Source organism: Pseudomonas sp. JDS08PS003 (assembly GCF_045013505.1).
GTDB lineage: Bacteria > Pseudomonadota > Gammaproteobacteria > Pseudomonadales > Pseudomonadaceae > Aquipseudomonas > Aquipseudomonas protegens_B.
This window is the reverse complement of record NZ_CP120724.1, coordinates 6,357,824-6,369,002: the sequence shown is the minus strand read 5'-3', so window position 1 is coordinate 6,369,002 and position 11,179 is coordinate 6,357,824. Positions and strand designations below refer to the sequence as shown.

Genomic DNA, 11,179 nt, shown 5'->3' with positions numbered 1-11,179 from the left:
GGCTCGTCGAACAACAAAAGCCCGGCAAGGGTCAGTGAGTGAACAACTGAATACGCGACAGCCCTTTAGAAGGCTGTCTGAATTAGTTTTGCCCTCGGGCAAGTTTCCATTAGCAACTTCGAGAGACGGATGAACATCACCACCTTTGCCAAACGCCTGTGCCTGCTTGTCCCGCTGATCATCACGCCCGCCGCCTGGGCGGTCGAAGCGATGCCGTCGCCACCGCAACTGGCCGCCAAATCCTATGTGCTCATGGACGCCAGCAGCGGTAACGTGCTGGTGGAGAACAATGGTGACCAGCGCCTGCCGCCGGCCAGTCTGACCAAGCTGATGACAGCCTACATCGCGACCCTGGAAATCCGTCGCGGCCAGATCGGCGAGAACGATCCGGTGACCGTCAGCGAGAACGCCTGGCGTACCGGCGGGTCGCGGATGTTCATCAAGGTGGGTTCGCAAGTCACCGTCAGCGACTTGCTGCACGGCATCATCATTCAGTCCGGTAACGACGCCAGCGTTGCGGTTTCCGAGCACATTGCCGGCAGCGAAGACGCGTTTGCCGACATGATGAACAAGACGGCTACCGATCTGGGCATGAGCAACAGCCACTTCATGAACCCGACCGGTCTGCCGAACCCTGAGCACTACTCGTCGGCCCACGACATGGCCGTGCTGGCTCGCGCGATCATCCACGAAGACCCTGCCCACTATGCGATCTACTCGCAGAAGGAGTTCTTCTGGAACGGCATCAAGCAACCTAACCGTAACCTGCTGCTGTGGCGCGACAAGACTGTCGATGGTCTGAAAACCGGTCACACCGATGAAGCCGGCTATTGCATGGTGTCTTCGGCAGTACGTGATGGCATGCGTCTGATCGCCGTGGTGTTCGGCACCAACAGCGAACAGGCTCGTGCCGCCGAAACCCAGAAGCTGCTGACCTACGGTTTCCGTTTCTTCGAAACCCAGACCTTCTACCAGAAAGGCACCGAGCTGGCTCAGGCGCCGGTGTGGAAGGGCACCACTCATCAGGTCAAGGCCGGTCTGGCTGAAGATCTGACCATGACCATGCCTAAAGGCCAGTTGAAAAAGCTCGCCGCCAGCATGACCATGAACCCGCAACTGGTTGCGCCGATCGCCAAGGGCGACGTGATTGGTAAAGTCGAAGTGAAACTGGACGACAAGGTGGTGCACAGCGCTGACCTGATCGCCCTGGAAGCGGTCGACGAAGGTGGTATCTTCCGCCGCATGTGGGATAGCATCCGTCTATTCTTCTACGGCTTGTTCAACTGATATTGTCGACCCGCGTGGCCCTCGCTCTTAAGTAGAGTGGGGGTCATGTCCGTCGCCACGGCTTACGAGGCCGTTACTGCCATGACAGACACTGACGTTAAGTCGCACAAGATTGAATTCCCCGTCGATGACTATCCGATCAAGGTGATCGGTGACACGGTTGTCGGCTTCAAGGACACCGTGATCGAGATCCTTGCCAAGTACGCCACCCTGGACATCAAGTCCCTGGCCGAGCGTCAGAGTAGCAACGGCAAGTACACCACGGTACAACTGCACATCACCGCCACCGGTGAAGACCAACTGCGTGATATCAATAGTGCCCTGCGTGCTACCGGTGTCGTCCACATGGTGCTGTGATGCCGCAAACGCTGGGCTTTCGTGAGCTTGGCCTGATGGCTTACGAGCCGGTCTGGCATGCCATGCAGCGTTTTACCAATGAACGCGGCACCAGTGCACCGGACGAGGTCTGGCTGGTGCAGCATCCACAGGTATTCACTCAGGGCCAGGCGGGCAAGGCCGAGCACCTTTTGCTTCCGGGGGATATCCCGGTGGTGCAGGTGGATCGTGGCGGTCAGGTGACCTATCACGGGCCGGGCCAATTGGTCGCCTATCTGTTGCTGGACGTGCGCAGGCTGGGATTCGGTGTACGAGATCTGGTCAGTCGCATGGAACAGTGCCTGGTGGAGCTGCTGGCCAGTTATGGCGTAGCGGCAGCGGCCAAGCCCGATGCACCGGGTGTCTACGTCAATGGGGCGAAAATCGCTTCCCTGGGCCTGCGTATCCGTCACGGATGCTCCTTTCACGGTCTGGCCTTGAACGTGGATATGGATTTGCAGCCGTTTCGACGGATTAACCCCTGTGGTTATGCCGGGTTGGCGATGACCCAGCTAAGCGACCATGCAGGGCCGATTGAATTTGCCGAGGTAAGTGCCCGGCTGCGTGCGCAGCTCGTCAAACACCTCGACTATGCTGAGCAGACGACCCTAACGGGCGGAATCGACTGATATGACTACTGCGCAAGACGCTGTTCAAACCCTGATCCCGACGGTGGATGTCTCCGAGCGGGCGCCACGTCCGAAAGTTGAAGCCGGCGTCAAATTGCGCGGTGCGGAAAAGGTTGCGCGCATTCCGGTGAAGATCATTCCGACCACCGAACTGCCGAAGAAACCGGACTGGATCCGGGTGCGGATTCCGGTATCCCCGGAAGTCGACCGGATCAAGCAACTGCTGCGCAAGCACAAACTGCACAGCGTCTGCGAAGAAGCATCCTGCCCGAACCTGGGCGAATGTTTCTCCGGCGGTACCGCGACCTTCATGATCATGGGCGACATCTGCACCCGTCGCTGCCCGTTCTGTGACGTTGGCCACGGCCGTCCGAAACCTCTGGATGTTGACGAGCCGATGAATCTGGCAGTGGCCATCGCCGACCTGCGCCTGAAGTATGTGGTGATCACTTCGGTGGACCGCGACGACCTGCGTGACGGCGGTGCTCAGCACTTTGCCGACTGCATTCGCGAGATCCGCAAGCTGTCGCCGAACGTACAGTTGGAAACCCTGGTGCCCGACTACCGCGGTCGCATGGATGTAGCCCTGGAAATCACCGCTGCCACGCCTCCGGATGTGTTCAACCACAACCTGGAAACCGTGCCGCGCCTGTACAAGGCTGCGCGTCCGGGCTCGGACTACCAGTGGTCGCTGACTTTGCTGCAGAAGTTCAAGCAACTGGTGCCCCATGTACCGACCAAGTCTGGCTTGATGCTGGGCCTGGGCGAAACCGACGACGAAGTCATCGAAGTCATGAAGCGCATGCGTGAGCACGACATCGATATGCTGACCCTTGGCCAGTACCTGCAGCCGTCCCGCAACCACTTGCCGGTTCAGCGCTTCGTGCACCCGGATACCTTCGCCTGGTTCGCCGAGGAAGGCTACAAGATGGGCTTCAAGAATGTCGCTTCGGGCCCGCTGGTACGTTCCTCGTATCACGCCGACGAACAAGCGAAACTGGCCCGAGAAGGCCTGGTTTCCTGATTTGCTGCCCGCAAGGCTTGGGTCTTGCGGGCAGTTTCCCGGCTCTTTCGAGCACCTCTTCCGTCTCAGTTGTTTTTTCGTCCACCCGGTCGCCTCCTCCTCTTCTGTTTAACGAGATTCATGGCTACTGTGCTTGAGTGAACTCACACAGGGAGAATCTGCATGCCCATCCAACCGACTGCTGCCCTTCATGCTCACCTGCCGGTGCCGGCACTGGCTGCGGAAGGCGTCATCGGCCTTATCGCCCCTGCCGGTCCCGCAGCGCTGGATACCGAAAAAGCCTTTCAATGGATGCGTTCCCGGGGTTATACGCTGCGGATTTTTCCCGGTGTTGGGCAGCAAGAGGGATACCTGGCCGGCAGCGACGAGGTGCGTCTCGATGACTTGCACAGCGCGTTTGCCGATAGCGACATCGATGCCATTCTGTGCCTGCGCGGGGGTTACGGCAGCCCGCGTTTGCTGGACAAAATCGACTTTGAGTTGCTGCGGCGCAATCCAAAACCCTTTGTCGGCTACAGCGATATCACTGCCCTGCACCTGGCGATCAACCGCTATGCAGGATTTGTGAGCTTTCACGGGCCGATGCTCAATGCCGACCTGCTAGGTGACAAGCAACCGCCAACCGAGGCGTGCTTTTTCAATCTGCTCCGGGGCCAGGTGAAGGCGGGCAGTCTGCTGCCCCATCCGGTGGCGTTCCCTTTGACCACCATCGAGCCGGGTATCGCCTTAGGCTCTTTGCTGGGCGGGAACCTGTCGATGATCGCCAGTACCCTCGGCACCCCGTATGAGATCAATACCGACGGCATCATCCTGTTCATTGAGGACGTCAACGAACCGCTGTATCGCATAGATCGCCTGCTCAATCACCTGCGGCTGGCCGGCAAGTTGGACAGCCTGCGTGGCGTCTTGGTCGGGGATGTGGCCGGTGTGGACTTCAGCGCCTTGTGCCGCCTGCTCAAGCAGACTTTCGAGCCGCTGCGGATTCCGGTGCTGGCGGGATGGCGCAGTGGCCATTGTGACCCCAACCTGACTTTGCCCATGGGTGCTCTGGTCAGGTTAGATGCAGGGGCCAGGGAGCTGACCCTGGCGCAGGACGTGGTGTTCAAGTAGGGCTGGTCCTGGCGAAGGAAGACCCACTTCGCCAGTTCTGGGCTTAGCGGTTGCGCAGTCTGTCCAGCAACTTGTGAGTCGGGTAGCCGTCTGCGGGCCAGCCCAGTGCTTGCTGGGCGCTACGAATGGCTTTGCGGGTGTTGGCTCCGATGATGCCGTCGGGGTTGCCGGCGTCGTAGTTGTTGGTGCTGAGCAGGGTCTGCAGTTCGATGCGCTCGGAGCGGCTCAGAGGCAGGTCGTCCTTGGGCCAGTTGCCACTGATCAGACCGGCGCCGCCGAAGCGTTCGGACAGCAGGTTGACTGCCAGGGCGTAGGACGATGAGTTGTTGTACTTGAGCACCGCTCGGAAGTTATCCAGGATCAGGAACGCCGGCCCCCGATAACCCGCAGGCAGCAGTAAGGATGCGGACAATTGCTCAGAGCCGTAAGGCAGCGCCTTGCCATTGGCGGTTGTCATCCCCAGGCGCATCCACTCGGTCACGGTCTTGCGAGTGGAAGCATCGGCCAGGGCATAGTCGAAGCCGCTGTTGAGCTGGACTTCAACACCCCAGGGCTGGCCTTTTTGCCATCCTGAGCTCTGCAGATAGTGAGCGGTGGAAGCCAGGGCGTCAGCCGGGCTGTTCCAGATGTCGCGACGACCATCGCCGTCGAAGTCCACGGCGTGAGTGTTGTAGGTGGTCGGAATGAACTGGGTCTGGCCCATGGCGCCGGCCCAGGAGCCCAGCATCTTCTCTGGCTGAATGTCGCCGTGTTGAATGATCTGCAAGGCAGCAATCAGCTGACTGTTGGCAAAGGCCGGGCGTCGTCCTTCATACGCCAGGGTGGCCAGGGAGCGGATCACCGACTTGTTGCCCTGGAAGTCGCCGAAATTACTCTCCATGCCCCAGACGGCCACCAAGGCCTGGCGATCAACGCCATAGCGCTGTTCGATTCGTTGCAGGATGTCGCTGTATTGGACCAGCAGTGCCTGGCCCTTGCGTACCCGTACCGGCGACAGTGCGCCATCCAGGTATTCCCAGACGGGGCGGGTGAACTCCGGCTGGCTGCGGTCGGCCTTGATCACGCTCATGTCCGGGGTGACCCCAGCGAAGGCGCGGTCGAATACATCCGCGCGGACTCCGGCGCCCAAGGCTTCGGCGCGGAAGGCGTTCAACCATTCATCGAAGGTCTGAGTGGGCTGGATGTCCAGATTGTCGACGGCGAGTGGCGCGACAGTAGCAGGTGCGGCAAGGGGGGCTGCCTGGAGGTTGGGTAGCGGCTGGGCGTCGGCGGCAGTGGGTTTCTCCGCGCAGGCGACTAGCAGAACAAGGCTGGAGGCAGCGATCAGTTGGCGCATGTGCCAACGACGAAAAAGACAAAAGGGCATGCACAGGTCCAGAGAGAATAACAATCAGGTGCAGACCTTATCATGCCAACGGGGTTCAGGGCTTCAGGCGGCCAGAAAGTAAGAAGCCTCCCAGCTTTTAGACTGGAAGGCTTCGCGGCGGTAGCTGCCTTTGCCCTTGGCCGGGCGTTCCTGACGGCTGCGGAACAGTGGCTGGGCGATGATGGACTTGGCCTTGTTGGGGCCATGCTTGGATGGCTTGCTCATGGTGAATGCTCGCTTTTTCAGGAGGAAAAGTGTTGCGGCGCGAATCATCGGCCAGAGTGGCTCTGCTGTCTAGTGCAAGCAAAAGATTAGTGGCGCGATTATTCGGCAGGCAATGCCAGGCGTTGGCCGGCCATCAGCAGCGACAGACGGCTCAGGCTGCTCCAGGGCGAGCCGCTGGCTTGGCCCTTGATCTGTGCATCGATACGCTGGGCATCCAGGAGCAATTGGCCCCAACGTTGCGCCGAATAGCGCTGCAAGGCTTTGCTCATCAAGGGTTTGCGCTTGTCCCAGACAGGAGGGCGAGCCTGACTGAAGACCTTGTCCAGCGGTACGCCCTGACTGAATTGCAGTGCCAGGTTGGCCAGCAGTCGCAGTTCCCGGGACAGGGCCCAGAGAATGACCGGTGGTTCGACGCCTTCGCCTCGCAGTCCTTCAAGCATGCGTAAAGCATGAGCGGCCTCGCCGTTGAGAATCGCATCCACCAGCCCAAACACGTCGAAGCGAGCACTATCGGCCACGGCGGCCTGTACCGTTTCGACGGTGATCTGCCCGCCTTCGGCCATCAGCTTGAGCTTTTCGATTTCCTGGGCGGCCGCCAGCAGGTTGCCTTCTACCCGGGCGGCGATCAGCTCCACGGCGTCCTGGCTGGCGGACAGGCCGGCCTGGGACAGGCGCTGGCGAATCCACTGTGGAAGCTGGTTGGCGTCCACTGGCCAGATCTGCACGAACTGAGTCTGGGCACCTTCGACCAGGGCCTTGCCCCACTTGGTCTTCTGCGCGCTGCCATCGAGCTTGGGCAGGCTGATCAACAGTACCGTGTCTTCGGCCGGACGCGAGCAGTATTCGATCAGTGCTGCCGCGCCCTTGTCCCCAGGCTTGCCCGAAGGCAAGCGCAACTCCAGCAGGCGCTTTTCTGCGAACAGCGACATGCTGGCCCCTGCTTGCAGCAGGGTGCCCCAGTCGAAGCTGGCATCGGCGCTGAAGACCTGGCGCTCGTCGAACCCCTGCTGGCGTACGGCAGAGCGAATGGCGTCGGCGGCTTCCTGGCACAGCAAGGGATCGTCGCCGCTGATCACGTAGACCGGCGCTAGAGTGCCTTGCAGGTGTTTGCCGAGTTGGGCGGGAGCGAGTTTCATAGGCGGGGGCCAGAGGGGCGCCTGAGCGCCCCGCAAGGCTTACTGGTTCGGCAGTTCCAAGGGAGACTGTTGCGGAGTTTCCGCCTCAGCCTTGCGTGCAGCTTCCAGGGCCTCGGCTTCTGCCTTGGCTTTGGCCTCGGCGGTAGCCTGCAGTTGAGCAAGCTGTTCCGGGGTCAGCAGTTGCAGACGGATCAGCATCCGCTGAATCAGGTCGCGACGCATTTCCTTGCGGGTTTCAGACGATTCCTGATCCGAGCCAGTGATGTTGTTGCCGTCGTGCAGGAAGACTTTCTGCACTTCCAGCTTGTCATTGAGCAGGCGCAGGTTGTCATGAGTCAGGATCTCGTACCTGAGCGTTGTGCTGATCTCGTATTCGGCCGAGCTGCCACCGCCGGTGTAGCTGAGCGTGCGCTGGGAGTTTTCTTCATTCAGCAGCACCAGCTTGTAGGGCGCGCCGGCATGGACCCGTACGCCACTGTTTTCCAGTTGCTGCTGGAGCATTTTCACGGTGGTGCCGTAGGCGTCACGAGCACTCAGGTCGAGCTCCTTGATGGTCAGCTCCTGGGTTCCCGTGCCGCGCAACTGGAAGCCACAGGCGCTCAGCAGTACAGCCAGGCCCATCACCAGCAGGTTACGTTTGATCATGTATTGCTCCCCTTGAAACCATATGGGCCAACCTTGTGGCCCTGAAGGTTTTGTTCGGCGCCCGGTCCCGGACCGGGCGCCTGATCCAATTAGCTGGCGACGATGTTGACCAGTTTGCCAGGCACCACGATGACCTTGCGGATGGTCAGACCTTCGGTGAAGCGCAGCACGTTCTCGTTGCTGCGCGCCGCGGCCTCGACTTCTTCACGGCTGGCGCTGGCCGGCATGTCGATCTGGCCGCGCAGCTTGCCGTTGACCTGGATGACCAGTTGCAGGCTGTCCTGAACCAGTGCGCTTTCGTCCAATACCGGCCAGCCGGCGTCGATCACCGGGTCGGCGTGACCCAGGCGATTCCACAGTTCGTGGCTGATGTGCGGAGTGATCGGCGCCAGCAGCAAGGTCACGGTTTCCAGACCTTCCTGAACCAGTGCGCGATCCTGCTCGGTACCTTGTGGGGCTTTTTCCAACACGTTCATCAGCGTCATCACCTGGGCGATGGCGGTGTTGAATTTGTGGTTCTGGCCCACGTCGTGGCTGGCCTGCTTGATGGCTTGGTGGATCGAGCGGCGAATGGCTTTCTGCTCGTCGTTCAGGCTGGCGATATCCAGTGTGCCCGGCAGGCCCTGGGTGACGTGGGCTTGAGCCAGACGCCAGACGCGCTTGAGGAAACGGTGCGAGCCTTCAACGCCGGAGTCCGACCATTCGGCACTCATGTCAGGTGGCGAAGCGAACATCATGAACAGGCGGCAGGTGTCTGCGCCGAACTGGTCAATCATCGACTGTGGGTCGACGCCGTTGTTCTTCGACTTGGCCATCTTCTCGGTGCCGCCGATTTCCACCGGCAGGCCGTCCGCGATCAGCTTGGCGCTGATGACCTTGGCCTTGCTGTCGCGTTCGAGTTCGACGTCCGCCGGGTTGAACCAGGTGTAGGCACCGTTGGCTTCGCGACGGTAGTAGGTCTCGGCGATCACCATGCCTTGGGTCAGCAGGTTCTTGAATGGCTCGTTGGAGCTCACCAGGCCTTCGTCACGCATCAGTTTGTGGAAGAAGCGCGCGTAGAGCAGGTGCAGGATGGCGTGTTCGATACCGCCGATGTACTGGTCCACTGGCAGCCAATGGTCGGCAGCCGATTTTTCCACCAGGCCGCCTTCATAGTGCGGCGAGGCGTAGCGGGCGTAGTACCACGACGATTCGACGAAGGTGTCCATGGTGTCGGTTTCACGCTTGGCCGGTGCGCCGCATTTCGGGCAACTGCACTCGTAGAACTCGGGCATGCGTGCCAGGGGCGAACCGGCTCCGTCCGGCACCACATCTTCCGGCAACACGACCGGCAATTGGTCTTCCGGCACCGGCACATCGCCGCAGCTGTCGCAGTGGATGATCGGGATCGGGCAGCCCCAGTAACGCTGACGGCTGATGCCCCAGTCCCGCAGGCGGAACTGGGTGCGCGATTGGCCGAGGTTCTTCTTCAGCAGGGCCACTTCGATTGCGTCGAACGCGCCAGGGAAGTCCAGGCCGTTGAATTCGCCGGAATTGATCAGTTCACCGTGTTCGCCGTAAGCATCCTGCCATGGAGCAGGGGTCTCATCGCCGGCACTGGTGCGCACCACGGCCTTGATCGGCAGGCTGTACTTGCTGGCGAATTCGAAGTCGCGCTCATCGTGGGCCGGCACCGCCATTACTGCGCCATCGCCATAGTGCATCAGCACGTAGTTGGCGACCCAGACCGGGAGCTTCTCGCCAGTCAGTGGGTGCTCGACGAACAGCGAGGTCGGCAGACCTTTTTTCTCCTGGGTGGCCATGTCGGCTTCGGCAACGCTGCCGCCTTTGCATTCGGCAATGAATGCCTGCAGCTCGGGGTTGTTCCGGGCGGCCAGGGTGGCCAGCGGGTGTTCGGCCGCGACGGCGACGTAAGTCGCGCCCATCAGGGTGTCCGGACGGGTGGTAAAGACTTTCAGGGTGCCGGTTTCGCCGATCGACGCCTGGTCGTAGGGGAACTGCACTTCCATGCCACGGGACTTGCCGATCCAGTTGCGTTGCATGGTCTTGACCTGCTCGGGCCAGCCCGGCAGCTCGTCGAGACTCTCCAGCAGCTCATCCGCGTAAGCAGTGATCTTGAAGTAGTACATCGGAATTTCGCGCTTCTCGATCAGCGCGCCGGAGCGCCAGCCGCGGCCATCGATTACCTGTTCGTTGGCCAGGACGGTCTGGTCGACCGGGTCCCAGTTCACGGTGCCGTTCTTACGGTAGATCACGCCTTTTTCGAACAGGCGGGTGAACAGCCACTGTTCCCAGCGGTAGTAGTCCGGCTTGCAGGTGGTGACCTCACGAGACCAATCCACCGCCAGGCCCAGGCTGCGCAGCTGGGTCTTCATGTAGGCGATGTTTTCGTAGGTCCATTTGGCTGGTGCGACGTTGTTCTTCATCGCAGCGTTTTCCGCCGGCATGCCGAAGGCGTCCCAACCCATGGGTTGCAGGACGTTCTTGCCTTGCATGCGCTGGTAGCGGGAAATCACGTCGCCGATGGTGTAGTTGCGCACGTGCCCCATGTGTAGCTTGCCGCTGGGGTAAGGGAACATCGATAGGCAGTAGTAAGTTTCCTTGCCTGGCTGTTCACTGACTTCAAAGGACTTTTGCTCATCCCAAAACGACTGGGCGGCGGCTTCGATTTCACGGGGCTGATAGTGTTCGTGCATGGCTACTTTTGTACTGAATAGGGGTGGCCTAATCCTCTTCAACGCAACCTCGGGTGGTGATGGCGCCAAATACGGCGTTTTTCAGTGCCCGGTGGAGCTGGAAGTGGAGTTACAGGAAGCGCCGTAGCATACATGACCGCACTCTGCGGAGGGAAACCCTGATTGTTCGCGCGGGCCGTTGGTCGCGGCGGCGCGTCGCTTTCAGCTGTCCGACTAAGCTCAAAAAGGGGAGTGATTCTTATCTTCGATGAGGTGAACGGATGCTTGAATCGCAGCGAAAAGTAACAGAACCGCAGGTGTATGAAAGGCTGCTGAATCGACTGGCTCTGGCCCTGGATGCGGCAAAAACTGCGGATCGATTGCGCAATGAACGGCCGGCCGAGTTGGAGTTGCGGGGGTTGAGCCCTGCTGAGTTCGAATTGATCAGGGTCTACCTGGCCCGCAGTCAGCATGAAATGCAGGTCAATGTATCGAGCAGTCTGCAACACCAGGAAATGCCCCGTTCGGCCAAGGTCATTTGGTTGAAGGATCAGGCGCCCCACAGGGATTCGGTAAACGTCCGGTCCCAGCAGTTCAAGTAGGTCCCGAGCCCTTTATTGGGTTGAGCGAGGTCGTGTCCGAGGACCTCGAAAGCAAAAGTGCCTGGCAGCGGTTGTTGCCGCATGGGTATCCCCATTAGGCTTCGA

The 11,179-nt window shown here is 60.4% G+C and carries 11 protein-coding genes; 6 read left to right on the top strand and 5 right to left on the bottom strand.

The features are described 5' to 3' along the window. Positions 1-129 precede the first annotated feature (129 nt). The 5 genes from P7C00_RS28435 to P7C00_RS28415 all read left to right on the top strand — a co-directional run bounded on the left by P7C00_RS28435 (position 130) and on the right by P7C00_RS28415 (position 4,425). The gene (locus P7C00_RS28435; RefSeq protein ID WP_025129298.1) at positions 130-1,287 is read left to right on the top strand and encodes a D-alanyl-D-alanine carboxypeptidase family protein; all 1,158 of its coding nucleotides are present in this window, start codon (positions 130-132) and stop codon (positions 1,285-1,287) included. An 81-nt stretch (positions 1,288-1,368) separates the two neighbouring features. Next, the gene (locus P7C00_RS28430) at positions 1,369-1,644 is read left to right on the top strand and encodes a DUF493 domain-containing protein (protein WP_025129297.1); all 276 of its coding nucleotides are present in this window, start codon (positions 1,369-1,371) and stop codon (positions 1,642-1,644) included. After that, positions 1,644-2,291 carry a lipoyl(octanoyl) transferase LipB gene (lipB, locus tag P7C00_RS28425; RefSeq protein WP_123724387.1) on the top strand — a complete coding sequence of 216 codons (648 nt, stop codon included), beginning with the start codon at positions 1,644-1,646 and terminating at the stop codon, positions 2,289-2,291. Before P7C00_RS28430 ends, lipB begins: the two co-directional genes overlap by 1 nt. Before the next feature lies 1 nt (position 2,292). Beyond that, positions 2,293-3,315, top strand: coding sequence for a lipoyl synthase (gene lipA, locus P7C00_RS28420; protein ID WP_102865352.1), 1,023 nt, complete (start codon positions 2,293-2,295; stop codon positions 3,313-3,315). A 162-nt stretch (positions 3,316-3,477) separates the two neighbouring features. After that, positions 3,478-4,425: an LD-carboxypeptidase gene (locus tag P7C00_RS28415; protein WP_346635671.1), complete on the top strand. Its 948-nt coding sequence runs from the start codon at positions 3,478-3,480 to the stop codon at positions 4,423-4,425. Between the two features lie 43 nt (positions 4,426-4,468). Here the strand turns inward: P7C00_RS28415 and P7C00_RS28410 are convergent, their stop codons facing one another. The 5 genes from P7C00_RS28410 to leuS form a co-directional block, all read right to left on the bottom strand. Continuing rightward, positions 4,469-5,791, bottom strand: coding sequence for a lytic murein transglycosylase (locus P7C00_RS28410; RefSeq protein WP_404937737.1), 1,323 nt, complete (start codon positions 5,789-5,791; stop codon positions 4,469-4,471). Positions 5,792-5,854: 63 nt separating this feature from the next. Next, positions 5,855-6,016, bottom strand: a complete 162-nt coding sequence (gene arfA, locus P7C00_RS28405; RefSeq protein ID WP_007927093.1) for an alternative ribosome rescue factor ArfA — start codon at positions 6,014-6,016, stop codon at positions 5,855-5,857. Between the two features lie 98 nt (positions 6,017-6,114). Next, on the bottom strand, positions 6,115-7,152 hold the full coding sequence (gene holA, locus P7C00_RS28400) for a DNA polymerase III subunit delta (protein ID WP_115581007.1): 1,038 nt from the start codon (positions 7,150-7,152) through the stop codon (positions 6,115-6,117). A 39-nt stretch (positions 7,153-7,191) separates the two neighbouring features. Beyond that, the gene (gene lptE / locus P7C00_RS28395) at positions 7,192-7,797 is read right to left on the bottom strand and encodes an LPS assembly lipoprotein LptE (RefSeq protein WP_346635673.1); all 606 of its coding nucleotides are present in this window, start codon (positions 7,795-7,797) and stop codon (positions 7,192-7,194) included. Between the two features lie 89 nt (positions 7,798-7,886). Next, entirely contained in the window at positions 7,887-10,493 is a 2,607-nt protein-coding gene (gene leuS / locus P7C00_RS28390) for a leucine--tRNA ligase (RefSeq protein WP_346635674.1), read from the bottom strand. 260 nt (positions 10,494-10,753) lie between these two features. Here leuS and P7C00_RS28385 point away from each other — a divergent pair, with 260 nt between their 5' ends. Beyond that, entirely contained in the window at positions 10,754-11,074 is a 321-nt protein-coding gene (locus P7C00_RS28385; RefSeq protein WP_346635675.1) for a hypothetical protein, read from the top strand. Positions 11,075-11,179 lie beyond the last annotated feature (105 nt).